The sequence below is a fragment of the Flavobacterium xanthum genome (assembly GCF_900142695.1).
GTDB lineage: Bacteria > Bacteroidota > Bacteroidia > Flavobacteriales > Flavobacteriaceae > Flavobacterium > Flavobacterium xanthum.
This window is the reverse complement of record NZ_FRBU01000047.1, coordinates 1-23,707: the sequence shown is the minus strand read 5'-3', so window position 1 is coordinate 23,707 and position 23,707 is coordinate 1. Positions and strand designations below refer to the sequence as shown.

Annotated in this window: 25 protein-coding genes; 19 read left to right on the top strand and 6 right to left on the bottom strand. The window is 33.7% G+C overall.

Going from position 1 to position 23,707, the window contains the following annotated elements:
* The first annotated feature begins 745 nt into the window (after positions 1-745).
* Entirely contained in the window at positions 746-1,171 is a 426-nt protein-coding gene (locus BUC11_RS14630; RefSeq protein ID WP_073355261.1) for a DUF6943 family protein, read from the top strand.
* A gap of 24 nt (positions 1,172-1,195) precedes the next feature.
* The gene (locus tag BUC11_RS14625) at positions 1,196-1,375 is read left to right on the top strand and encodes a hypothetical protein (protein WP_073355259.1); all 180 of its coding nucleotides are present in this window, start codon (positions 1,196-1,198) and stop codon (positions 1,373-1,375) included.
* Positions 1,376-1,611: 236 nt separating this feature from the next.
* Here BUC11_RS14625 and BUC11_RS14620 read toward each other — a convergent pair whose 3' ends face one another.
* From BUC11_RS14620 to BUC11_RS14595, 5 genes are all read right to left on the bottom strand, one after another.
* On the bottom strand, positions 1,612-1,827 hold the full coding sequence (locus BUC11_RS14620) for a hypothetical protein (protein WP_073355258.1): 216 nt from the start codon (positions 1,825-1,827) through the stop codon (positions 1,612-1,614).
* A gap of 10 nt (positions 1,828-1,837) precedes the next feature.
* Positions 1,838-2,233 carry a DUF5675 family protein gene (locus tag BUC11_RS14615; RefSeq protein ID WP_073355256.1) on the bottom strand — a complete coding sequence of 132 codons (396 nt, stop codon included), beginning with the start codon at positions 2,231-2,233 and terminating at the stop codon, positions 1,838-1,840.
* A 1-nt stretch (position 2,234) separates the two neighbouring features.
* Complete coding sequence (locus tag BUC11_RS14610) at positions 2,235-2,990, bottom strand: hypothetical protein (protein WP_073355255.1); 756 nt, start codon at positions 2,988-2,990, stop codon at positions 2,235-2,237.
* 1,078 nt (positions 2,991-4,068) lie between these two features.
* Positions 4,069-5,229, bottom strand: coding sequence for an MFS transporter (locus BUC11_RS14600; RefSeq protein WP_073355253.1), 1,161 nt, complete (start codon positions 5,227-5,229; stop codon positions 4,069-4,071).
* A gap of 1,321 nt (positions 5,230-6,550) precedes the next feature.
* Positions 6,551-7,828, bottom strand: coding sequence for a metal-dependent hydrolase family protein (locus tag BUC11_RS14595; RefSeq protein ID WP_073355252.1), 1,278 nt, complete (start codon positions 7,826-7,828; stop codon positions 6,551-6,553).
* Positions 7,829-8,172: 344 nt separating this feature from the next.
* On the opposite strand from BUC11_RS14595, the gene BUC11_RS14590 reads away from it, so the two are divergent.
* Positions 8,173-8,703 (top strand): CIA30 family protein, encoded by a 531-nt coding sequence (locus tag BUC11_RS14590; RefSeq protein ID WP_073355250.1) that lies wholly within the window; start codon positions 8,173-8,175, stop codon positions 8,701-8,703.
* Between the two features lie 462 nt (positions 8,704-9,165).
* Here the strand turns inward: BUC11_RS14590 and BUC11_RS14585 are convergent, their stop codons facing one another.
* Positions 9,166-9,642, bottom strand: coding sequence for a hypothetical protein (locus tag BUC11_RS14585; protein WP_073355249.1), 477 nt, complete (start codon positions 9,640-9,642; stop codon positions 9,166-9,168).
* 240 nt (positions 9,643-9,882) lie between these two features.
* Here BUC11_RS14585 and BUC11_RS14580 point away from each other — a divergent pair, with 240 nt between their 5' ends.
* The 16 genes from BUC11_RS14580 (at position 9,883) to BUC11_RS14505 (ending at position 23,647) form a co-directional block, all read left to right on the top strand.
* Complete coding sequence (locus BUC11_RS14580) at positions 9,883-10,377, top strand: rhodanese-like domain-containing protein (protein WP_073355247.1); 495 nt, start codon at positions 9,883-9,885, stop codon at positions 10,375-10,377.
* Positions 10,367-10,987 carry a TIGR04282 family arsenosugar biosynthesis glycosyltransferase gene (locus BUC11_RS14575; RefSeq protein ID WP_073355244.1) on the top strand — a complete coding sequence of 207 codons (621 nt, stop codon included), beginning with the start codon at positions 10,367-10,369 and terminating at the stop codon, positions 10,985-10,987. Before BUC11_RS14580 ends, BUC11_RS14575 begins: the two co-directional genes overlap by 11 nt.
* A 63-nt stretch (positions 10,988-11,050) precedes the next feature.
* Complete coding sequence (locus BUC11_RS14570; protein WP_073355241.1) at positions 11,051-11,923, top strand: sterol desaturase family protein; 873 nt, start codon at positions 11,051-11,053, stop codon at positions 11,921-11,923.
* Between the two features lie 65 nt (positions 11,924-11,988).
* The gene (locus BUC11_RS14565) at positions 11,989-12,747 is read left to right on the top strand and encodes a DUF547 domain-containing protein (RefSeq protein WP_073355239.1); all 759 of its coding nucleotides are present in this window, start codon (positions 11,989-11,991) and stop codon (positions 12,745-12,747) included.
* Positions 12,740-13,432, top strand: a complete 693-nt coding sequence (locus tag BUC11_RS14560; RefSeq protein WP_073355236.1) for a TIGR04283 family arsenosugar biosynthesis glycosyltransferase — start codon at positions 12,740-12,742, stop codon at positions 13,430-13,432. The genes BUC11_RS14565 and BUC11_RS14560 overlap by 8 nt, the downstream gene beginning before the upstream one ends.
* 65 nt (positions 13,433-13,497) lie before the next feature.
* Positions 13,498-14,253 (top strand): DUF6503 family protein, encoded by a 756-nt coding sequence (locus tag BUC11_RS14555; RefSeq protein ID WP_073355234.1) that lies wholly within the window; start codon positions 13,498-13,500, stop codon positions 14,251-14,253.
* Positions 14,254-14,341: 88 nt separating this feature from the next.
* A complete protein-coding gene (locus BUC11_RS14550) occupies positions 14,342-15,637 on the top strand; it encodes an NAD(P)/FAD-dependent oxidoreductase (RefSeq protein WP_073355232.1) in 1,296 nt (431 codons plus the stop codon).
* Position 15,638: 1 nt separating this feature from the next.
* Positions 15,639-17,231, top strand: coding sequence for a 4Fe-4S binding protein (locus BUC11_RS14545; RefSeq protein WP_073355230.1), 1,593 nt, complete (start codon positions 15,639-15,641; stop codon positions 17,229-17,231).
* 72 nt (positions 17,232-17,303) lie between these two features.
* On the top strand, positions 17,304-17,996 hold the full coding sequence (locus tag BUC11_RS14540) for a glycosyltransferase family 2 protein (protein ID WP_066082730.1): 693 nt from the start codon (positions 17,304-17,306) through the stop codon (positions 17,994-17,996).
* A gap of 1 nt (position 17,997) precedes the next feature.
* The gene (locus BUC11_RS14535; RefSeq protein WP_073355228.1) at positions 17,998-19,479 is read left to right on the top strand and encodes a cellulose synthase family protein; all 1,482 of its coding nucleotides are present in this window, start codon (positions 17,998-18,000) and stop codon (positions 19,477-19,479) included.
* A gap of 56 nt (positions 19,480-19,535) precedes the next feature.
* Entirely contained in the window at positions 19,536-20,804 is a 1,269-nt protein-coding gene (locus BUC11_RS14530; RefSeq protein WP_245793918.1) for an MptA/MptB family glycosyltransferase, read from the top strand.
* Between the two features lie 37 nt (positions 20,805-20,841).
* Positions 20,842-21,423 carry a sigma-70 family RNA polymerase sigma factor gene (locus BUC11_RS14525; RefSeq protein ID WP_073355223.1) on the top strand — a complete coding sequence of 194 codons (582 nt, stop codon included), beginning with the start codon at positions 20,842-20,844 and terminating at the stop codon, positions 21,421-21,423.
* A 23-nt stretch (positions 21,424-21,446) separates the two neighbouring features.
* Positions 21,447-21,716, top strand: a complete 270-nt coding sequence (locus BUC11_RS14520) for a hypothetical protein (protein ID WP_073355221.1) — start codon at positions 21,447-21,449, stop codon at positions 21,714-21,716.
* A 71-nt stretch (positions 21,717-21,787) separates the two neighbouring features.
* Positions 21,788-22,642 carry a helix-turn-helix domain-containing protein gene (locus BUC11_RS14515; protein WP_073355219.1) on the top strand — a complete coding sequence of 285 codons (855 nt, stop codon included), beginning with the start codon at positions 21,788-21,790 and terminating at the stop codon, positions 22,640-22,642.
* An 89-nt stretch (positions 22,643-22,731) separates the two neighbouring features.
* Complete coding sequence (locus BUC11_RS14510; protein ID WP_073355218.1) at positions 22,732-23,280, top strand: carboxymuconolactone decarboxylase family protein; 549 nt, start codon at positions 22,732-22,734, stop codon at positions 23,278-23,280.
* A gap of 127 nt (positions 23,281-23,407) precedes the next feature.
* Positions 23,408-23,647 carry a hypothetical protein gene (locus tag BUC11_RS14505; RefSeq protein ID WP_073355216.1) on the top strand — a complete coding sequence of 80 codons (240 nt, stop codon included), beginning with the start codon at positions 23,408-23,410 and terminating at the stop codon, positions 23,645-23,647.
* The last annotated feature ends 60 nt before the right edge of the window (positions 23,648-23,707 follow it).

Below are 23,707 nucleotides of genomic sequence, written 5' to 3'. Positions count from 1 at the left end.
TATTTAAATATGGATTAGACTTCTTGTCAAAATTTCTTTTGACTGGATTTAACAATCTAAATTACAGCTTATTTAGTTTTTTGTCATGTACTTAACCTTCTTTCTTAAAACAACGATGGGCATCAAGCCACCAAGAAAAGCAATCACAAACATTCCGGCCCACAAATAAAAAATCGACACCCTTACTCTCGCTTCTGCCACCGCACTAGGAAGTATTTGCATTTGTTTTTGCAGGTGCTTTTTAAAAGAGCGGATTTGATGTTAATTAAATTAAAGCACCCACAAAAACAAAAAAAGCCAGCAAGAGTATGATTTTTCATTGTCCATACAGTTTCAAATCGGTAAAATAAAAATCCATACCCTTGCTCTCGCTACTGCCAGCGCACTCGGTAAGCATAGTATTTGATTTTTGATAATATTCCCCATTACACTTTCAATTAATTTCAAAACCTCACTTCCGATTGAAATAAGTCAAAAATCAAATAAAATCCAAATAAGAAACATCCTGCTAACGAGGAAAAAAAATAAATAAAAGAAAGTAAAGGTAAGCTCCAGTTTCAAGAAAGTAAAGTTCAAGCCCTACGGGTTTTTGATAAAATCTCCACCCATTCGGGTAGTATTTTTTCAAAAAAACTTGATTTTCTTGAAACCTCCACTTATGAGACGACTTTCTTTTTTTTCTTTTTTTCTTTTAAAAATTACATGGTGCGGAGCGTAGCGAGAGCATCATTTTAAATCCGAAGCCATGATGAATTTTATTGTAAAAACCCACCAAAAACGCACTCTTTACAAAGGAAGTCAAATTTTCATCCTTAACAAAGGTATGAATAGTGGTAAGCCGCAAAAAGAGCCGTTCACCAATAGTTTTGTTATCATTTTTTCAAACGAAGAGGATTCAAAAACTGTGTACTGGCTTGCGTATAGCCTTTGGAAATCCAAATTCTGGTACCAGTCCCTTTGCGGTTCTGTCATTCCATTTTTGCGAATTCAAGATTTTAAAAAAGATTTTGCTTTAAAAGTCAATGAAATGCTACAAGATTTTGAAGCGCATCAGAAAGATGTAAAAGCGTTGAGGTTGTTGGAACTCAAGGAAGAACAATTTCATCAAAATATCAACCTTATTAACGATATGAGAAGGGTTATTTTACACCGCTACTGCAAGAAAAATTGATTTATTAATTTAAAAACTATACCTATGAAATTATTTATTTTATACCAAACCGATGTTTGGAAATCCAAAGCATCAAGAGTTTGCTTTGGAATATTCGATAGCAGAAACAAGGCAATTGACAGCGCAAAATATAACGGTCTGTATTGTTCTTGTGCGGAAGTAGTAGTCGAAGAAGTTACTTTGAATCTATTTGAAGAAAATTAAATCTAAAAAAGCCCAAACCTTGCGGAATGGGCTTTCAAAAATACAATTCACGGTCACCACAACTTGAATTGCATTATTTTTTGTGCTTTCGAATCAAGAATTTGAGTATAATCGAAATTGCAAAACTGACAATTGCACCCAAAGTGGCTAAAATAATAGTTTTTACAACATCTTCCGAATTCAAATTCGGAATTATACTCAAAAAAGTACCGCCAGCGGTACCAACTAAAGCTGGATTACTGTATTGCATCTTTAGTTGAAGTCAATTGACTAACAGCGGAAATAACGCCACCAGCAACAGCAATATATCCACCAATTGAAACTATTGCAACTGGCAACGCCACAGGCGCAGCCAAAATAGTTCCGCCAACAGCTGCCAAAACCAACCCAATATTTCGAAGCACTTTAAAAAATTTCGGCGTTGGAGCTTTCGCTCTTTTTATTACATTCATAATTATGAATTTAAGATTGAACAATTAAACTAACATCTTCTTCACGGTCTAAAGCTTTATAAACCAACGCTGCCAATTTATAAAATGCTTTTCGTGACATCAGACCCAAACCAGGTCCAGAAAATTGAGTTACTGGTGCAATACAGCCATTCAATTCTAAAAGTGCATTATTAGCGGGATGAATCATAATAAATTTTCTGTTTTCAACATTCATAACTTCCAAATGCCACTTAAATTTATTGCTGTAACGCTTTCTGATAAAATATTTCCCTTCCGGAATGCAAGAAACCTTCGTTTCGTTTTTCTTCCATGGTAATTCAATGGTGTTACAAATAAATTTACCCTCGCATTCGAGTTTGCTATTTGTTCCATCAGGGAAATAAGTTCTTGACAGTAGTAAAACCATCTTACAATCCGCTTACAGATACCAATGCTAATGGATTATATGCACCATTTTTCAATGCGTACATTTGTCCATTAACTTGTTGGTAGAACTCAACTCCCAAGGCCAAAAACAAAGGTTTTGTACTATTTGGAGTTACTCCATTAGTTTGACTAATCGCTGCTGTTGGCGTCATATCCCAAGGCAAAATTGCAGTTTCTGAATGCGCTTCAACAAATGTTTCAGCTTCAAAATCAATTTCAGCACCGGCCGAAATAATTTTAAAATGTGTAGTTCCACTTGGTGCAGCAATCATATTGGCGGGAATAAAAGAAGCCAAATTAACTGTGATATCACCCGTTACTCTGTCAATTGTCCCAACATAGGGAGCAAACAAACTGGTGCCCAGTTTACCTCTGATATTGAACTCAAAGCCTGCGAGTAATTCCGCTTCACCGTCAATAACATTTCGCAACCCTCTTATACTAATGGTATCCGCTTGAATAACTTTAACCATTTGTTGCGTTAATCGGCTTACCATTCTGCCGTCCGCAGAATTTAAAAGCAACGCTCTCAAAGCCGTTCTCAAAATTTTCCCAGCTTTCCCGGCTCTTCCAAATTCGGAACCATTCTCACGTGTTCTTTGAAACGCAGGATCATTTTTGATTCTGCTGGCATCAATGCCTCCTTTTTCACGTGCCAAATGTCCATCTTGGGTTTTGTAAAAGGTAATATCTCCGATAGTCCCTTTTAATTTAATTATGCCTTTCTGTCTTGCCATAATTTCTAAAATTTAGATTAATATTTGTTTTAAATTTTCCTTGAGTCCACTTTCCGTTGCAACAATTCCGATGGATTTTAAAACAAATTTTAGCTAATTAAATCGCATAAAAAAGACTCTTATATTCCATATGTCAGTATCAGACATAAATGGCATAAATCGACTTAAATGACACTTTTAAAACCTCAAAATTGTAACAAATCGCTGCTTCTGAATGAAAGAGATTTTTAACTAATTTTATTGAATCCAATAAATTGGACAACAGGAGTTTCAAGTAAGTCAAAGCCTAATCAAAGCTATAGATAGAGTATGAGAACAGATAATAAGAGATTGTGTATCTACCCGAAGGACATACAACGCATAACCGGGAAGAGTTATTGACAAAGCATTAGAATGCTGCAAAACATTAGAAAGGAGCTCAACAAGCTCCAAAATGAATTAGTATCAATAGAAGAGTTTTGCCAATATACAAGCCTAAAAATGGAACAGGTTGAACCATTAATTATTGGATAGAAACTGTGATTAACCTATACATTTTTTGAACTTTACATGTTCAAAAAATAATAGCTAACCAATTCAAGTTTTGACAATTAAAGGCCTTTTTTATTGGTTTTTTTCGTATTTTTACACCTATCATCACAGTTGATAAACTACGAAATATTTAAAGGGGCACATATAGGGGCACTTGAATAAATAAGATATATAATCATCAATATATCAACCACATAGCAAAGAGTATTAAATCCCTCTTTCTCCGCGAAAAGCACCCCAAAAGGGTGCTTTTTTCATTTCAATATCTTCCTGTTTTTACAAAATCCTATATTTATCTGCACCTAACCGTTGAACTTGATTAAATTGTAATTGAAGCATAATTTCATTTCACACTTTAAATCTAATTCGGCAGGTACCCTGTTTGAGGATCATTCCTAAAAGTTTCGGAAATCCAGTGGATCAAGTCAAAAACCTATGGATTAGCTTACATCATATTACTCGCAATACTACACTTACATTCTAGAAATAACTTGCTGATACTACCTTGTCCTTTTTGATTCCAAAACTATATTCTAATCCTAAAAATTTAGATTTTTCTAAAGACAAGATGTACAATCAAAATTAAAACAGACAAAATAATTCCAAGTGCCGATACCCCAAGCCATTTATAATTTTCCCAAGCCAAAGCTCCAGCAACAGTTCCAAAAGCACCACCAATAAAAAAACCAACCATATAAATAGTATTCACCCTGTTCCTAGCCTCTGGACTCTTAGAAAAGATAATTTTCTGATTTGTAATATGTAAAGCTTGTAACCCTAAATCAACGAGTAGAATACCAATCATCAAACCTACAAGAGAATTTCCAGAAAATAATAAAACAATCCAGGAAACTATTAGCAGCAAAATGGCTACCAAAATGACCAAATTATTACTTACCGTACTGCTAATTTTCCCAACAAAAGTAGCTGCCAAAGCCCCAACAATACCAAGTATTCCAAACGCACCCGTGATCGTACTTCCATATCCAAAAGAATCTTGCATCAAAAATACCAAAGTGGTCCAAAAAGCACTTAGTCCGGCAAAGGCTAATCCTCCTCTTAAGGTAGCCAAACGCAATGAAGCATCGGTTTTAAAATAATGGTGAAGCGATTTCATCAAACTTGCATAACTACCCTTAAATACTGGTTCAATAGTGGGCAACTTAAACTTTAAGATTACAAATAAGATAATCATCATTACTGCAGCTGCATAAAACATCACACGCCATCCAAATTGTTCTCCTACAAAACCACTAATCACACGACTCCCCAAAATCCCAATCAAAAGTCCGCTCATCACAATGCCTATAGCTCTTCCCCTATTTTCATCATCCGAAAGTTGTGCAGCCATAGGAACAAACAATTGCGGTAATGCTGAGGTAAAACCAACAATAAAGCTACTTAAAATTAATACAAGTAGCGAATTAGCCAATCCGGCTATTATCAAAGCGATGACCATAATTAAAAAATCCAATCGTAGTATTTTTTTATTAGAAACCATATCTCCTAAGGGAATAATAAATAATAAACCTAAAGCATATCCTAATTGGGTAAATAAAGCAACATTACTCACCTCCGCCTCTGATACATTAAAACTAACCGAGATTTGATGAAGTAAGGGCTGATTGTAATACAAATTAGCAACTACTAGCCCTGCTGATATACTTAATAAATACAATACTTGATTGCTAAGAGTAACTTGTTTCATTTTGTTTTTTAAAAATGGAATTAAAAAAGACTATAAAAACCTTAATTATTATACTTTAAATCCTTCAAATAGATTGTTAAAAAGGATTTACCTAAATAATATTTTGTTTTTTTCAAAATTAAAAATAATAACAGTAGTAAACCTTGACCTATGACAACGTTTTACGACTAAAAAATTTTAATTTTTAAGCTGTTAAAGCTGAATGAAGTACTGCAGTGACAAAAGACATTAATCCGAATACGTTTGCTACTTAAAAAGGAAACCACTATTTTAGTAATCCTATTCCTTTTTTGAAATCTAAATAACCGATACATAATTAACAACTTAAAACCAAACAAGCTCCTTTTTAATTTTTGATATTTTTTTCACAAGTCCACTGCAGTAGGGCGCTTGCAGCGATACTAATGCAAACCTACTTCTTAGCGAACTTGAGAAACATATAAAATTCTCTTCTAACTTCTCCTTTTACTGGTAAAATGATGGTATTTATAAAAAAAAGAGTTCCACTTTTCAATTTAAGCAACAGTAAATTATACTATTTAATTAGAGAATTTAATATTTGTCATTGACAAAATTCTTTGTTATTCTGGTTAATAATGTATGCTTCAATTTTTTTTAGATTATTAAAATCCTAACTATATAGGGCTTGAGCACTTTTTTGCTCTTTCTGAATTAATATTAATTGCCGATATAATTCTTTTTGCTACTATTGATTTTGCAAACTTGCTCCAAAATATATTTACCTTCAAATACAAATTTAGCAACATAAACGCTCTACTTAATTTTCGATTATTCGTTTGCCTTTCTTTCACAAATATCAATATGGTATTTAAGCAAATGAAACCCATTTAAGAGTGTATCTGCCTGAATGAGGATAAATAATTTGGGATTTAAAGTCCATTTTTTGCTATTGCATACTATAATTCGGTACGGTTTGAACATGAATTTTTAATCCAGATTTACAAAATTTAAAATTTAATGGGTTGCAAACTTGGTTCAAGACGCCAACAAATGAGGTAATTTACAGCAAGAAAAAAAATTAGAAGATAAATGAATAAGAAATAAAGCGCATAATTTTAGCTCTATTTAAAACAAATAAAATAATAGTACGTAAGAGATACATAGCTACTTACCTGGTAATTTAAAAAAAAAGATTTGGTTTATTATTGTATTTCGAATTGCAAAATTGAAAGAAGTTCTGCAGCATTATAACATTAAAAATGGTAAAAAGTCCAAAAATTAAGAAAGAAAGCTACCTCAGGAAATATTTCCTGCGGTAACTCCTTTAAATATCTAATTACATTTGGAATGGTATTTCAAATTATTGTTTGTAAACCACTCCATCTTTCATTACAAATACTACGTTAGTAACCGTATTGATATCCTCGGTGGGATCAGCATTTGTGGCAACTATATCGGCGAAATAGCCAGGTTCTATTGCTCCTATTTGTTGATCCATCTCCAATATCTTGGCGTTTACTATTGTGGCTGCTTGGATAGCTTTCATAATGGGCATACCTGCTTGATTCATATAGATAAATTCTTTGGCATTATCGCCATGAGGAAAAACTGCTGCATCAGTACCAAATCCAATAGGCACTCCTTTTTTGTATGCTTTCGAGAAAGTAGCTTTAATTTTTGGCCCTATAGCCAATGCTTTTGGTACCACTATAGCAGGATAATAATTAGGGATAAGAGCCTTCTCTGCCACATAACTTCCTGCTGAAAGTGTTGGAATATAATAAGCATTGTATTTGATCATTAAATCCATAGTGGCTTCGCTCATCTCTGTTCCGTGTTCGATGGTTTTTACACCACCTCTAATGGCGCGCTGCATACCTTCATCTCCATGAGCATGAGCGGCAACTTGCATTCCATAATCTTTGGCTGTCCCTACGATAGCCTCTATTTCTTCTTGAGTAAATTGTGGATTACTCCCGCTTTTGGCAACAGACAATACACCTCCTGTTGCGGTTATTTTGATCCAGTCGGCTCCGTTTTTATAACGTTGTCGCACAGCTTGTCTTGCATCTTCAAGGCTGTTAACCACTCCTTCTTTTGGACCTGGACTTCCCATTAAGTCTTTACGATACCCATTTGTTGGATCTGCATGTCCTCCTGTTGAAGCTAGTGCTTTCTCAGCAGTTAGTACTCTTGGGCCTACCACCTTTCCTTGATTAATAGCATTCCTTAGCGAAACATTAATCCCTGAGCCACCAAGGTCACGCACCGTAGTAAAGCCCGCCATAAGGGTTGATTTTGCAAAACCTAAGGAGTTAAAGGCGACATCTGCATCATTTTGCGTAAATTCTTCCACGTAGCGAGTTGGAGAGGTTTCTTCTTCAAGGTGTACGTGCATATCTATCCAACCAGGCATAGCCGTTTTGGTTTGCAAGTTGATGACTTTGTCTGCAGGATTTGTAGGATATACAAAACCGTCTTGAATGGCTTTAATACTTTTATTAGAAACTATTATGGTTTTATTAGTTAGGACTTTTCCGGTTTTGGTATCTATAATTTTACCACATTGAATATACGTATCTTGCGCCAACAAAATTGTGCTACTAAAGAGCAGCAAAAGCATTAATTTATTTTTCATACTGGTTTGATTTATTTTTAAAGATATGAAAAATAGTATATTAACCAACACTTCTACTTTTCTTTCTCATTATCCCAAGCTAATTCTTATCTAAAAAAAAATTATAAAGTCTATAATCTTGATAACGGAAAAAAAATTAGTGTCGAGCAAAATTTATAATTTAATTGTTAAAAAAATCAAGGGGAATCATAAAAAACGGACGAATTTATTTGCAATTTTAGACCCTAGCACTTTATAACTTTTGTGCATTGCAAAAATGACTAACTTCGTGGCAATAATCCAATTACCATTGTATCAATGTAAACTACCAACTAAAAATAGTAAAAATTAAAAGCTTAAATGTTATGAAAAAAGTACTATTTATGATGATTTTATTATCTTCAATAAACTCCAAGATCATTTTTGATTTTGATAAAAATTCAAATATTAAAGATTGGATTATTATTGATGACGTTGTGATGGGTGGAGAATCTTTCAGCACATTTAAATTAAATGAAGATGGTTTTGGTGTTTTCGCAGGCAGCGTATCATTGGATAATAATGGAGGCTTTTCATCTGTTCGCTATAGGTTTCAAAAAACAGAATTAAAGCAATTTACTACTATAGTCGTTAAACTTCGGGGGGATGGCAAAGAATATCAATTAAGAATAAAATCCAATTATAGTGATTATTACTCCTATATAATGCCCTTTTCAACTTCAGGTGAATGGCAAGAAATAAAAATACCCTTAAAAGACATGTATCCTTCCTGGCGCGGAAGAAGGCTCAACCAGCCTAATTTTTCGGAAGATTTTATAAACGAAATCACTTTTTTAATAGGAAACAAGAAAAATGAAAATTTCAAACTACAGATCGATAAGATAGAGCTAAAATAAAACGTCGAAGCTGAAATTTTAAAGACTTTGCAAAACAAGAAAGGACGTTTTTATAACTGGTCATTATTCAAAATATATTTTAAAATACGAGTTAATACGAGGAGAAAGACCTTCGTAAACTATTTTAATTATTTAGAATTTTAAATTTTAGATGTATCCGGATTGCTTTTATACATTTTGAAAACAAACGAAAAGCGCAATTAGTACTGTCAAAACAATCCCTTACATGGATAGATATGGGAATTTAATTAGGTGCTGTAGCAGTATTCTAAACCCATAAAGGTAGGACTTTCCACTTTGTAGGATTATTTTAAGTTTTTTTATTTCTATCGTGACTGATTTTAAAATATTGATAAAATTATATACAAAAACTATTTTTTGTGTATTTAAGGTTCACAATAAAGGCTTAAACCAGTACATATTAAAAAAATAAAAGGGAGCTTTCGCTCCCTCCTTACTTTATTATTTTTCAATACAATCCACTTCGGAAAATTTATATTTTACTCGCTCAAAATCGATAGGCTCTCCTTTTACAAAGTGAGAAGCTCCCAACGTGATTTGGATTTGTCCATTTCCTAAAATGAGCTCATTCCCTCTTTTTAAAAATGCCATAGGATTTTTAAATGTTTTTTCTTTATCAGTACCTTGGATAAAAGTGTAGCTAGCAAATAAGGTGTCACCTTTAAATTCCCCTACAATTTCACCTACCTTTTTCGGCATATTAGCAATTGCCATGACCATATCACCTGTTATTTCTCCATCTTTGAACGTGTTAATTTTCAAATCAAGCGTGTCTTTTTCATAAACCGCTTTATAGCACTGTTCGCTTACTAACTCTTTGGCTTCCTTAGCTTCAATGATTTTTTCACTTTGATTATTTTTACAGCTTCCGAGTCCAATACAAGTCAATAGCAAACAAAAAAGGCCTAGATTTTTCATAATAATTTTTTATTAGTTAATAATTTTAGTACTAGCTAATGCTAATTTACAGATAAATAACGTGTATTGCTATAGATTTGATATAAAAATTTAGGGTAATTCCTTAAAAAAAGGATTCCGCACGATTGAAGAAGAACTATTATAGCCCATACTATTTTTCTTTTGTCTTGTTTAAAACGTACACTGTCAGTAAATAAGTTTTTAGACGTCTAATAAATTAGATACCTTTATAAAAAAAACATGCGCTTCTATATTTATTTTATCCCTTTCCTTTTTTCAGTTGCTTTGTCTGCACAAAACAGCATTCCACAAGTATTGAAAAAACTCAATCAAGAGACGGTTCCTTATATAAAAGTGAAAGACCTTAAAGATAAAAAAAATCTAGTCTTTTTGGACGCCAGAGAACCCAAAGAATTCAATGTTAGTCATATCAGAAATGCCATTCCTGTGGGCTTTGATCATTTTAAGTCCAACACTATTACGGCCACTGTTAAAGATAAAAGTGCAACTATTATTGTTTATTGCTCTATAGGTGTTCGCAGTGAAAAAATTGGTGAAAAACTTCTCAAAATGGGCTATAAAAATGTCTACAATTTGTACGGTGGCATATTTGAATATAAAAATTATGGCGGAAAGGCGGTAAATAATCACAATAAAGTGACTGATAGCGTACACGCTTATAACAAATCATGGAGTATTTATTTAACAAAAGGAATTAAGGTTTATGAAAACTGATGCACTTATAATTTTTACTCGTAACCCTGAATTAGGCAAAGTAAAAACCAGACTTGCCAAAACTATAGGAGACGAAAAAGCATTGATTGTTTACAACGATTTGCTCTTGCATACCAAGAATGAAACACATGCTATTAAATGTGATAAATTTGTGTTTTATGATTCTGTTATTGTAAAAGAGGATATTTGGTCACAGGATTTTTATCAAAAAAAACGGCAATCCACTGGTGATTTAGGACAACGAATGCAAGATGCCTTTGCATCTCTTTTTGAAATGGGCTATCAAAACTGTATTATTATAGGTAGTGATTTATTTGACTTAAAAGCAACGCTTATTGAAACTGCCTTTAAAGAACTTAAAGATCATGATGTTGTAATAGGGCGCGCTGAAGATGGCGGTTATTATTTATTAGGATTAAAGAAAAACAATACTCTTATTTTCCAAAATAAAGACTGGGGAACTAGCACGGTTTTTGAAGCAACTGTAAGGGATTTAGCAACGTTAAAAGTTTGTCTTTTGGATACTTTAAATGATATTGATACCTTTGATGATTTAAAACGAAGTAGTTATGATTGGGCCAAGTTAAACCCTGTCCTGGTAAGTAAGTAGGATGAAAAAAAGTGAATTAAACGGTGTCACAAATAGCACCAACAAAACAATTGCATACCACAAATGGAAAAATACATTGACATATTCCTAAATTCCTATAGCGGTTATTTAAATTATCTAAAAAACGAAATTTTATACTGGAAGTGGGATAACTATTTTTATGGACTAATTGCCATTTCTTTGGTCGTATGGTTCCTTGAAATCGTTTTTCCTTGGAGAAAACAACAAGCCATTTTCCGAAAAGATTTCTGGCTAGATCTCTTTTATCTTTTTTTTAATTTTTTCTTACTCAATTTAATTCTACTCATTGCTCTATCTAATGTAATGGAGCAGTTTATAAATGACATACTGCATGTATTTGGACTAGAACTTATGTCTATTCAGCTTTTTTCTATATCTGAGTTACCTAAACCATTAGCATTATTGGTGTTTTTCATCATTAGCGATTTTATTCAATGGAATGTTCACCGTTTACTCCATAGTGTTCCTTTCCTATGGAAAATACATAAAACGCATCACAGTGTGAAGGAAATGGGTTTTGCAGCGCATTTTAGATACAATTGGATGGAACCTTTGGTCTACAAATCAATACTTTACATTCCGATTATTCTTATTGGTGGCGTAAATCTTCAAGATGTCTTTATCGTCCACTTCATTTCGATTGCCATAGGCCATTTGAACCACGCTAATGTAGGCTGGGACTACGGATTTTTAAAATATATCTTAAATAATCCCAAAATGCATATTTGGCATCACAGTAAAAAAATGCCGAATAAATATGGCGCCAACTTTGGAATTTCACTGAGTATATGGGACTATATATTCAAAACCAACTACATCCCCTCAGACGGAAGAGACATCGAACTTGGTTTTGACGATGAAAATGAGTTTCCAAAAGATTTTATCACGCAAGAAATCTATCCTTTGAAAAAATAATTACTATTTTGTGTCAGGAACGAGGTTGATGACGGTCTATATTGTATAATTTAAAATTAGTACTGATGAAAAAATATTTTTTAACCCTACTCCTATTACCACTGCTTTCCTGTGGAAAAAATAAAAATAATCCTGAAATACCAACTTCCGCATACCAAACTGTAGTTGCAGCAGCCGCTCCGACAATGAATCATGCTAAATGGAATGTATTATTGCAAAAAAATGTTGCTAAAAATGGAATCGTAAATTACAAAGGATTTCAAAAAGACAGTAAAGAGCTAAAGTTGTACCTCAACGAATTATCTGCCAATGTTCCGGCAAAATCCTGGTCTAAAAACGCTATTCTTGCCTATTGGATTAATGCGTACAATGCGTTTACGGTGCAATTAATTTTAGATAACTATCCAACCAAAAGCATCAAGGATATTAGTGATCCTTGGGGTAAAAAATTCTTTTCCTTGGGAAACAAAAAATACAGTTTAGAGGAAATCGAACATGAAATCCTGCGCAAAATGGACGAACCTAGAATTCATTTTGCAATTAATTGCGCTTCATTTTCTTGTCCCAATTTGCGAAATGAAGCCTATACCGAGGCAAAATTAGAGCAACAATTAACAGCTGCAGCAAAAAGTTTTATTAATGACAAAACTAAAAATAGTATCACAACAAATAAAATTGAAATCTCAAAAATATTTGATTGGTTCTCTGGTGATTTTAAGAAAAAAGGTTCTGTTATTGATTATTTAAATCAATACAGCACAGTCAAAATAAGTAGTAAAGCCAAAGTAAATTACAAAGACTATAATTGGAGTTTGAATGAATAAAATTTCGATCATCATCCCTATTTTTAATGAAGTCAATAGCATTAGCAAATTACTGCTACATCTTGAAAGTAAAATATTCCAAAAAGAGGCAATCGAAATAATCGTTGTTGATGGTGGCAGTACCGATGGCTCGCAAAATAAATTACGTGCAAATTTCAATGTACGTTTAATTGAAGTTGGGAAAGGAAGAGCGAAACAAATGAATGCAGGAGCTAAAGTAGCAACTGGTAATATTCTCTATTTTTTGCATTGTGATAGTTTTCCTCCACAACATTTTGACCAGATCATCACTACTACGATACAAAAAGGGAATCTGGCAGGCTGTTTCAGACTTAAATTTGATTACAATCATCCCCTTTTAATGGCTTCACAGTGGTTCACTCGCTTCAATCATATTTCATGTCGCGGTGGAGACCAATCCTTATTTATAACTAAAAATTTATTTGAGGAAATAAAAGGTTTTGATGAAAAATATATTATTTATGAAGACAACGAAATCATTTCGAGGCTTTACGCCAAAAAACAATTTGTGGTACTTCCGGATTATATTATTACTTCAGCCAGAAGATACCGCGAAAATGGGGTTTGGCGTTTGCAATTCCATTTTGGGATTATTCATCTTAAACGCAGATTAGGTCATCCTGCTGAAAGTATGCTTCGGTATTATAAAAAACACATCCTATAAACTCTTCTTGTGAAATCAAATTGAAGAGCATAAAAAAGACAAATACATTAATTAAACAATAGATAATGAAAAAGATTGCCCTTACTTTAACAGCCGTCATATTAACGCTTGTAGGCTGTAAACCAAATGAAGAAAACTTGAAATTTACGGACAAAGTGGAGAAAGCACACCATAAACAAGAATTCTTAGCTAAAGAAGCAGTGCAGTTTGATCTAAAATTAGCTTTTGGCGGTACAGAAAGAATGGATGCCAAATTCACGATTCTTACTAATTCCACAAAAGGAATCATTGAGTATAAAAATGGAGCGAAAATCATTTTCGATCAAGATAAAGTATTCTACGCTGCAACAATTCCAAATGAAGAATCTGTTCGATTTGATGCCTTCACTTGGGAATATTTTTTCCTTTTTCCCTATAAATTAATGGATCCAGGGACAATCTGGAATTCGTATGACAATATAGAAAAAGACCAACAAAATTACCTCACTGAAAAGCTAACTTTTAAATCAGGAACTGGCGACGCACCTGATGACTGGTATGTGGTTTATGCCGATAAAAAGACAAATTTACTTGAAAAATCGGCTTATATTGTTACATTAAAGGCGGGTAAAAAAGATGCCGAGAAAAATCCGCATGCGATTCAATATTTAGACTATAAAGAAGTGGATGGAATTCCTATAGCTACCAAATGGGTTTTCTGGGGATGGAAAGAGGGAAAAGGACTTACTGAGGAATTAGGACAAGCAACGCTGACAAATATCAAATTCATCAAAGCAGATGCAGCCGATTTTGAACCTGCTACTGATTTTAAAAAAAAATAAACTAAGTCTACTTTCATTTTAAAGTACTAATTTTAAAGTCAATAGTCGCCTGTTTTTATTAAACAATCAACGAACAAATTCATTTTATATGGAACACATAGTCATTATTGGTAACGGTATTGCTGGAGTTACACTCGCACAGCACATTCGGAAAAAATCAGATTCGAAAATTACTATTGTCTCCTCCGAAACTGAGTTTTTCTTCTCTCGTACTGCTTTGATGTATGTATTTATGGGACACATGAAGTGGGAACACACACAACCTTATGAAAATGATTTTTGGAAAAAAAACAAAATTGAACTTCTTCAAGGATTAATAACTGCTGTAGTTCCTAATTTAAAAGAAATTATCTTAGAGAACAATACCAAACTAACTTACGATAAATTAGTACTAGCTACAGGATCTAAACCCAACAAATACGGATGGCCGGGACAAGATTTACAAGGCGTTACTGGTCTTTATCACAAACGGGATTTAGAAGCTTTAGAAAACTGGGCACCTACCACCAAACGGGCGGTGATCGTAGGCGGAGGTTTAATAGGAATCGAATTAGCTGAAATGCTTCGGTCTCGCAATATCGCTGTAACTTTCTTGGTTCGGGAAAAAAGTTTTTGGGATGGTGTTTTGCCTTTCGGCGAAAGCCAAATGATCAACCGGCACATACTGGAACATCACATCGATTTAAGATTAGATACCAATATGGTCGAAATTCTTTCCGATGAAAAAGGACATGCTAGAGCCATCGTTACCGATAAAGGAGAAACTATCGAATGTGAAATTGTTGGGCTGACCGCTGGTGTTTCCCCTAATATTGATTTTTTAAAAGATTCTGGAATTGAACTAGGAAAAGGAGTGAAAGTAAACCGTTTCTTAGAAACAAATATAAAAGATATTTATGCTATTGGCGATTGTGCGGAACAACATGAAGCCATTGATTTACGCCGACCCATCGAAGCCGTTTGGTATACGGGCCGCATGATGGGAGAGGCACTAGCACAGACATTAACAGGAACGCGCACCGCTTATAAACCAGGACATTGGTTCAATTCGGCCAAATTTTTAGACATCGAATACCAAACCTACGGATGGGTTTGGGCTGCCGCCAAAGAAAATGAAGAGCACTTTTACTGGGAACATCAATCGGGTAAAAAAGCAATCCGAATTTCATTTGACAAAAAAGACCGTACTTTTTTAGGAATTAATACTTTTGGAATCCGCCTGCGCCATGAATTCTTTGATAAAGTCTTGACCAACAAAGAAACGGTGGATTATGTTATGAAAAATTTAGCGAAAGCTAATTTTGATCCCGAATTTTTCAAATCACACGAAAAAGAAATCCAAAAGCAATTTAGCAGCCACTTCGTTGGTGTAAATACAATATAACATGAGCAAATCAATTAAAAATATATCTATCGCCTCTCATGAGAACCAGGATATGGACGGAATCCAGAAATTAGGAGTTACGCTAGGATTGCTTGGACTTTTCATAATGACATTGGCTTTATTTAATGTTTCATTCCCTAATAAAGGTTTATGGCTTGCTGGATCAATCTTTGCTATTTTTACGGGAATAATAGTGTATGCGAATAGAACCTATCTTAACCAACCTGAAGGAATAAAAAACAACGGAATTTGGCATAAAGACTTAACAAATAGAGGTAGTTGGGCTTGGATGACGGGTATTATACTGACCTCTTTTTATATTGTTTTGTACTGGTATCCGCAATACTTAGGGCTCAATCAAGACGGTGGGAAAAGCACTGGAATCGTTGGTTTTTTTGACCCTTTAAGTTATATTTTAAATGGAAAGCCAGCCAGCCAATGGTTTGTATATGGCACATTATATACCATTGCTATTTTGGGTTTGGGCTATAAATTTATCTTGAAATACCGGCACAACAAGTACCAATTAATACGTACAATATCAGTGATGTTTTTTCAGTTAGGATTTGCTTTTTTGATTCCTGAAATATTAGAAAAACTGAATCCAGAGAAAGCCTATTTCACCAAGGATTTGAAAAACATGTGGCCATTGAATTACTATTTCTTTAATGATTGGAATTTAAAAGGGATGCTCGAAGGAGGTAATCTGGGTTTGTTTATGTTATTTTTTGGAATAGCGATGATTTTTATTATCTCTCCTATTCTAACCTATTTCTATGGAAAACGCTGGTATTGCTCTTGGGTTTGTGGTTGCGGTGGTCTGGCGGAGACTGCTGGAGATAGCTTTAGACATTTATCCAATAAGACTGATACGGTATGGAAAATAGAACGCTGGATGATCCATTCGGTATTGGTTTTTTCATTTGTAATGACCATTGCCGTTATCTTTACTTTTTTATCTAATAATCCCGAGATGAGCTTTATTACAAAAGACCATTTTATTTGGGGAATTGTTGCTTTCTTACTTGTTTTTACTGGAGCATTATACCTTTTTAAACGAAAAGATTTAGATAAAGATGCTGTTTTTACCATGCTCTCCTTAGTGGCTATTATTATCATTTCATTGTTGATTAATTATTTTTCAGGGAATCAAAACATTCTTTTTATTGACAGTAATTCGTTAAGGGAATGGTATGGTTTTGCTATTGGTGCTGCTTTTAGTGGCATTGTAGGTGTGGGTTTTTATCCAATTCTAGGCAATCGCGTTTGGTGTCGATTTGGTTGTCCTATGGCAGCAATCTTAGGATTACAGCAACGATTATTTTCAAAATTCAGAATAACTACTAATGGTGGTCAATGTATATCTTGCGGGAACTGTTCTACTTATTGTGAAATGGGGATTGACGTGCGCAGTTATGCTCAAAAAGGAGAAAACATTGTTCGTTCTTCTTGCGTAGGTTGTGGCATTTGTGCAGCCGTATGTCCTAGAGGTGTATTAAAATTAGAAAACGATACGCCTGCTGGCAGAATCAATTCGAATGAAATTTTGTTAGGAAATGATGTTGATTTAATGGATTTAATAAACCAAAAATAACGAATTCCTTTTTACATTAATCCTTATTTTCGCAGAGGAAATCAGTCTTTTTTAAAGAGACTTAAAAAAAATATGAAAAATATTAAAGTAATTATTCCTGCTTACAATGAGGAAAAAGCCATAGGGTATGTCATTCAAGATATTCCATCTAGTGTTTCGGAAGTTATTGTTATCAGTAATAATTCGACAGATAATACGATTAAAGTCGCCAAAAATGCAGGTGCTACAGTACTCTCTGAAAACAGAAAAGGATATGGTTATGCCTGCCTTAAAGGAATGGAATACATTGCGCAACTAGAAACGAAGCCAGATATTATTGTTTTTTTGGATGGAGACTATTCCGACTATCCTCAAGAATTGACTCAAATTATTGCTCCTATAATAATGGACGATATTGATTTTGTTATTGGTGCAAGAGTAGCCCGTTTCAGAGACAAACATTCGATGACACCACAGCAGGTTTTTGGAAATTGGCTGGCAACAACTTTAATGAAAAGATTTTTTAATGCTACATTTACAGACTTAGGTCCCTTTAGAGCAATTAAATATGAAAAATTAGTCGCTTTAAACATGGAAGACAAAACCTATGGATGGACCGTAGAAATGCAACTTAAGGTTCTCAAACAAAAAATGTCCTACATAGAAATTCCGGTTCGCTATAAAAATAGAATTGGTATTTCAAAAGTATCAGGAACAGTGAAGGGAACCATTATGGCGGGAATAAAAATAATAGGATGGATTTTCAAATACACCTTTAAACAATAGCATGTTACTACTTTCATATATCATTGTAATTCTATACAGCATATCAATTTTGCTTTTATTTTTTTATAGTTTGGCTCACTTTAACTTACTGCTAAATTATTTAAGAAGCAAAAAGCGTAGAGATCAGTCGGTACAATTTGACCTTTCAAACCCAAATGAAATTCCCTTTGTTACGATACAACTTCCGGTATATAATGAAAAATATGTTATGGAACGGCTGTTAACGACAATAGCAAAAATGGATTATCCAAAAGACAGATTAGAAATTCAAGTTCTGGATGATAGCACAGATGATAGTGTACTAGAAACAGAACTCTTGATTCACAAAATCGCACAGTCAGGACTGGACATAAAGCACATGAGACGCAGCAATAGAACGGGCTTTAAAGCAGGCGCTTTAAAGGAAGGTTTGCTTAGCGCCAAAGGAGAATTTATTGCTATTTTTGACGCTGATTTTGTTCCTCAAAAAGACTGGCTCTACAAAACAATTCCCTATTTTAAAGATCCTAAAATTGGTGTAGTCCAAACCCGGTGGGGACACCTGAACCGCGATTATTCGATATTGACAAAAATTCAGGCTTTTGCACTAGATGCCCACTTTACGCTAGAACAAGTAGGACGCAATTCAAAATTGCATTTTATTAATTTTAATGGAACTGCCGGAGTGTGGAGAAAGCAATGCATCCTTGAGGCAGGGGACTGGGAAAGTGACACACTTACCGAGGACTTGGATTTAAGTTATCGTGCACAGTTAAAAGACTGGAAATTCAAATATCTGGAAAATGTGGTTACTCCTGCTGAACTGCCAGCCATCATTAGTGCTGCACGTTCTCAGCAATTCAGATGGAATAAAGGTGGAGCTGAAAATTTTAGCAAAAATGCAATTCGCGTACTACAATCAAAATCCATCGGATTCAAAACAAAAGCGCATGGAATATTGCATTTATTGAATAGTTCTATGTTTTTAGCTATTTTTACAATGGCAATCTTAAGTGTTCCAATGCTCTATATAAAGAATGAATTCGCCGTATTTGAAAAAGTATTTGACGTACTACTCTTTTTTATCATTACTTCTATCCTCTTTTTTATTAGTTATTGGGCCACTTACAAAAGTATTCATGGCGGAGGCTTCAAAAACTTTCTCAAATACATCGCTCTGTTTATTACCTTTTATACCATTGCAATGGGATTTTCTTTTCACAACACCATCGCAGTGTTAGAAGGTTTGTGGGGTAAGAAAAGTGAATTTGTACGCACTCCAAAGCTAAATATTGAAGGACTTAAAGAAAAATGGAAACAGAATAGTTATCTATCGCAGACTATTTCAAAAAATATAATTATCGAAGGGATCTTAGTTCTGTACTTCGTTTTTGCGATGTATAGCGCTTTTCTATTGAATGATTACAGTTTAATTGCCTTACATCTAATGCTTTTTATAGGCTTTAGTTTTGTATTCGTCAAATCGATACAAATGAATAAATGAGTTCGAGCGCTTTACATAACGTTAAGTCCTATTGCTTTCTTTCACTAAGTATATTGGTGTATTTATATATAGCTTACGTTTTGAACCGCGCCGATTTTCTATATTTACTGCTTTCTTACAGCTTATTATTTGTTTCGTTTTATCAACTAATCAAACTTCAAAAAGATAACTTTTCATTTCTAATTGGAGCAGCACTATTATTTCGCTTGCTATTTCTGGTTGCCACACCTAATTTATCTCAAGATTTTTATCGTTTTATTTGGGATGGAAACCTCATCCTTGAAAATATAAATCCTTACTTACAGTTACCAAAAGACCTAATCAACCAAAGCTACTTTACGATCCCCAATGGCAACGATTTGTATAGCGGAATGGGAAATTTAAGTGCTGGACATTATTCGAATTATCCCCCTGTCAACCAATTTTTATTTGCTGTAGCGGCCTTTTTCAGTAATCAATCGATACTAGGAGCAGCAATAGGAATGCGATTACTAATCATCGCAGCCGATTTTGGAACTTTATATTTCGGCAGTAAATTACTAGTCCGTTTAGGAATGGAGAAACACCGCATTTTCTGGTATATTCTTAATCCCCTAGTGCTGATTGAACTAACTGGGAATTTACATTTTGAAGGAGTCATGTTGTTCTTTTTTGTTTGGGCAATTTATCTCTTGGAACAAAACAAATGGCAATTAGCCACCGTAATTTTGGCCTTGTCTATATCAGTCAAATTACTGCCATTGTTGTTATTACCGCTGTTTTTTAGAAAATTAGGATGGAAAAAAGCGATTTCGTTTTACGCTATTGTTATTGGTACAAATATTTTGCTATTCCTACCCTTTCTTTCCAAAGAATTAATTCAGAATTATAGCGAAACCATTGGACTGTGGTTTACTAATTTTGAATTCAACGCCAGTATTTATTACATCATTCGTCAGATTGGTTTCTGGATCACAGGATACAATATTATTCACATTACTGGGAAAATAATCCCTTTTTTTATTGTCGCTTTTATTGCTTTACAAAGTTTGCATAAAAAAAACAAAAACAGTCTCCATTTATTCAACAGTATGCTATTAGCATTGACGGTTTATTTTTTCACCGCTACAACAGTGCATCCTTGGTATGTCATAAATCTAATTTTGATTGCTGTTTTTACCTCCTATAAATATCCTCTTTTGTGGAGTTACACTATTATTTTAAGCTATAGTGCCTATTCAAAAATAATGTTTTCAGAAAATTATTGGCTTATTGCTATCGAATACAGCACGGTGATCCTATACCTTTTTTATGAAAAGAGTAAGATTCCAAGGTTAGAAAAATGAGTATATTTGGATTTTTTAAATAATAAAGGTAAAATTAATGGACCAAATTAAAGAAAATCCAAAATCAATTCTAGAACAATGGGTCAATCAATTTAGTGATGAACTCTATTCTTGGGCCTTTTTCAAAACATCTTCCAAGGAAGTTGCTGAGGATTTAGTACAAGATACTTTCATGGCTGCATTCTATAAAATAGATAGTTTTCAAGGCAAAAGCCACCCTAAGACTTGGTTGTTCTCCATACTCAATAATAAAGTAATTGATTATTATCGATTAAGTGCTCGAACCACTAAGAAAAACTTCAGTTTGACTGAAAATAGTGGTTATGAACTTTCGGATGGAATTTTTAATACGTACGGATGCTGGAAATCAAATGATATCAATGCCGCTTGGGATCAAGACCAAGAATTACTAGACAATCCTGAATTCAATTCAATCATGGAAAATTGCATGGATGACCTGCCACAGAAATGGAAATTAGCCGTAACATCCAAATATTTAAGTGATAAAAAAACAGAAACTATTTGTCAGGAATTAGAAATTACTGCGTCTAATTATTGGCAGATTGTGCATCGATCCAAGCTATTGCTAAAAAAATGTCTGGAATTGAAATGGGTTTAACCAAACTTTAATATTCGAAGAATATGAATACAGTAATGAGAACATTGTTGAGACCCTGTAAAAAGACAACAGAGTTAATCGACAAACAAATGTTTACTCCTTTAACGTTGAAAGAAAAGTTGCAATTACAAGCGCACAAAGCCCTGTGCAGGACTTGTAATGAATACGAAAAACAATCCAAATTACTCGATGCACTCATAGGTAAATGGTTTGCAATTGATTCCAATAAAAATATGTCTCAATTAGACGAAGACAAGAAAAATAAAATCATTGAAGCTATTAAAGAAATCTAATATGCTCTAATTGGTTAGCAATTCTTACTTACACGTTCTAACAATTAAAAAAATAAAACAAGATCTTTAAAATGATAGTAGAACGAAAACGATACGAGCTCTTTGGTAAAAAAATATTTGAAAAGCTACTCATTCAATCGCCTTTTAAGATTCCAAACCCAATGCCTGATGAAGCCTGCTTTCTCTATATGTTGCAAGGACAAATCAATTATGACACTCCAAATCAAAAAGTGATTATCCCGCAAAATGATGCTGTTTTATTAAAATGTGGTTCTTATTTCAGTCAGATAAAAAGTACGGTTAAAGCACAAAAACATGAAATTGTTGTGATTCATTTTCATCCAGAAATATTAAGAAAAATATACGATACTGACTTACCTAAAGTTTTTCAACAGCCTATTATTGTTGATTCAAATATCGACTTAAGCACCATTAACAATGATTTTCTAATTGAAAAATACATTGAGAGTTTGTTGTTCTATTTTGACAATCCAAGCCTTATCAGTGAGGATTTATTGATTATTAAATTAAAAGAAATCATTCTGCTATTATGCCAAACGAAAAATGCACCTCTTATTCAACAAATATTATCGCAGCTTTTTTCTCCTAGTAGTTATAGTTTCAAGCAAATTATTGAAAGTAACCTCTACTACCATTTCACCACCGAAGAATTGGCCGAAATGACTAATTTGAGTTTATCTTCCTTTAAAAGAGAATTCAAAAAAAATTATAATGATACTCCTGCCAATTACATTAGGAATAAAAGACTAGAAAAAGCGGCGGAACTTTTACGTATCTCTGGGGAACGGATAACTGACATTGCTTTCGATTGTGGCTTTAATGATCTGGCTAACTTTTCTAAACTTTTTCATGACAAATTCAATAATTCTCCTTCAAATTACCGTTTGGACCAAATAAGCAAATAGTTGAACTTCCTACCAAAGTTTTATTTTAGAATTCCTCGCACCTTTGTGTAGTTAATAAAAACTATTCTATTAATTAAAAAACAAATACAATGGCACATTTAAAATTAGAAAACAATTCCATTTCTCCTATAACACAAGAGATTTTCGACAAAACACAAAAAGCCTTTGGTTTTGTTCCCAACATGTATAAAACCATGGGAGCTAATCCCGCTTTGTTAGATGCTTACATCTACTCTTACAATAGCTTTAGAGCCAATGCGGGATTCAATGCAACAGAGCAAGAAGTGGTATTCCTAACGGCAGCTTATGAAAATAATTGTGAATATTGTGTTGCTGCTCATAGCACCCTTGCAGATATGGCTAAGGTTCCAACAGAAATTACCGATGCTATACGCAGTGGCAAACAAATCACGGATCCCAAATTAGCGCAATTATCAAAACTAACCCGTTCTCTTTCTTTAAATAGAGGTATTGTACCGCAAGAAGAAGTGGATGCTTTCTTAGCTGTTGGATACACAGAGCAACATGTTCTGGGAATTTTAGCGGGTATTGCTGTGAAATTAATCAGTAATTATTCAAACCATATTACCAATCCTGAATTAGAAGCTCCTTTTACTTCAAGAGCTTGGAAAAAATAAGTTGAAAATTATCTAGATTTGAAAACCAATAAGCCTCAAAAACACTTATTGGTTTTTTTTATCTACTGTCGTCAGGAATTAGCAATGTGCATGTCTATACTTGTATTTGAACCAAGCCTACATAAATATGAAATTGATTGCTGCTTTACATTCTAAAAAAAAACCAATTCTTTTAGGGTTTTCAATTAGTTTATTAGGCGCTTTACCACTAGGATATACCAACGTAATTAGTTTGCAAATTTTATTGGAACAAGGGAATTGGGCATCACTCTCCTTTATTTTAGGAATTATTTTTGTTCAATATTTTGTTTTGAAAATGGTTTATAAAATAGTATGCTGCGACCTATTCGCGATGCAACTTTTTTAGAAACTTAAGATAGTTTTTTAAGTTTTCATTTCTATTTTCTAGGCTAAAATCGGAAATAAC

Bases quoted from the DNA above. Each gene is read 5' to 3' on its own strand.
- BUC11_RS14535 (WP_073355228.1), top strand. From the start codon at position 17,998: ATGTTACTACTTTCATATATCATTGTAATTCTATACAGCATATCAATT.
- BUC11_RS14630 (WP_073355261.1), top strand. From the start codon at position 746: ATGATGAATTTTATTGTAAAAACCCACCAAAAACGCACTCTTTACAAA.
- BUC11_RS14595 (WP_073355252.1), bottom strand. From the start codon at position 7,828: ATGAAAAATAAATTAATGCTTTTGCTGCTCTTTAGTAGCACAATTTTG.
- BUC11_RS14560 (WP_073355236.1), top strand. From the start codon at position 12,740: ATGAATAAAATTTCGATCATCATCCCTATTTTTAATGAAGTCAATAGC.
- BUC11_RS14620 (WP_073355258.1), bottom strand. From the start codon at position 1,827: ATGAATGTAATAAAAAGAGCGAAAGCTCCAACGCCGAAATTTTTTAAA.
- BUC11_RS14585 (WP_073355249.1), bottom strand. From the start codon at position 9,642: ATGAAAAATCTAGGCCTTTTTTGTTTGCTATTGACTTGTATTGGACTC.
- BUC11_RS14520 (WP_073355221.1), top strand. From the start codon at position 21,447: ATGAATACAGTAATGAGAACATTGTTGAGACCCTGTAAAAAGACAACA.
- BUC11_RS14580 (WP_073355247.1), top strand. From the start codon at position 9,883: ATGCGCTTCTATATTTATTTTATCCCTTTCCTTTTTTCAGTTGCTTTG.
- BUC11_RS14525 (WP_073355223.1), top strand. From the start codon at position 20,842: ATGGACCAAATTAAAGAAAATCCAAAATCAATTCTAGAACAATGGGTC.
- BUC11_RS14570 (WP_073355241.1), top strand. From the start codon at position 11,051: ATGGAAAAATACATTGACATATTCCTAAATTCCTATAGCGGTTATTTA.
- BUC11_RS14555 (WP_073355234.1), top strand. From the start codon at position 13,498: ATGAAAAAGATTGCCCTTACTTTAACAGCCGTCATATTAACGCTTGTA.
- BUC11_RS14505 (WP_073355216.1), top strand. From the start codon at position 23,408: ATGAAATTGATTGCTGCTTTACATTCTAAAAAAAAACCAATTCTTTTA.
- BUC11_RS14590 (WP_073355250.1), top strand. From the start codon at position 8,173: ATGAAAAAAGTACTATTTATGATGATTTTATTATCTTCAATAAACTCC.
- BUC11_RS14610 (WP_073355255.1), bottom strand. From the start codon at position 2,990: ATGGCAAGACAGAAAGGCATAATTAAATTAAAAGGGACTATCGGAGAT.
- BUC11_RS14615 (WP_073355256.1), bottom strand. From the start codon at position 2,233: ATGGTTTTACTACTGTCAAGAACTTATTTCCCTGATGGAACAAATAGC.
- BUC11_RS14515 (WP_073355219.1), top strand. From the start codon at position 21,788: ATGATAGTAGAACGAAAACGATACGAGCTCTTTGGTAAAAAAATATTT.
- BUC11_RS14600 (WP_073355253.1), bottom strand. From the start codon at position 5,229: ATGAAACAAGTTACTCTTAGCAATCAAGTATTGTATTTATTAAGTATA.
- BUC11_RS14545 (WP_073355230.1), top strand. From the start codon at position 15,639: ATGAGCAAATCAATTAAAAATATATCTATCGCCTCTCATGAGAACCAG.
- BUC11_RS14575 (WP_073355244.1), top strand. From the start codon at position 10,367: ATGAAAACTGATGCACTTATAATTTTTACTCGTAACCCTGAATTAGGC.
- BUC11_RS14510 (WP_073355218.1), top strand. From the start codon at position 22,732: ATGGCACATTTAAAATTAGAAAACAATTCCATTTCTCCTATAACACAA.
- BUC11_RS14550 (WP_073355232.1), top strand. From the start codon at position 14,342: ATGGAACACATAGTCATTATTGGTAACGGTATTGCTGGAGTTACACTC.
- BUC11_RS14625 (WP_073355259.1), top strand. From the start codon at position 1,196: ATGAAATTATTTATTTTATACCAAACCGATGTTTGGAAATCCAAAGCA.
- BUC11_RS14540 (WP_066082730.1), top strand. From the start codon at position 17,304: ATGAAAAATATTAAAGTAATTATTCCTGCTTACAATGAGGAAAAAGCC.
- BUC11_RS14565 (WP_073355239.1), top strand. From the start codon at position 11,989: ATGAAAAAATATTTTTTAACCCTACTCCTATTACCACTGCTTTCCTGT.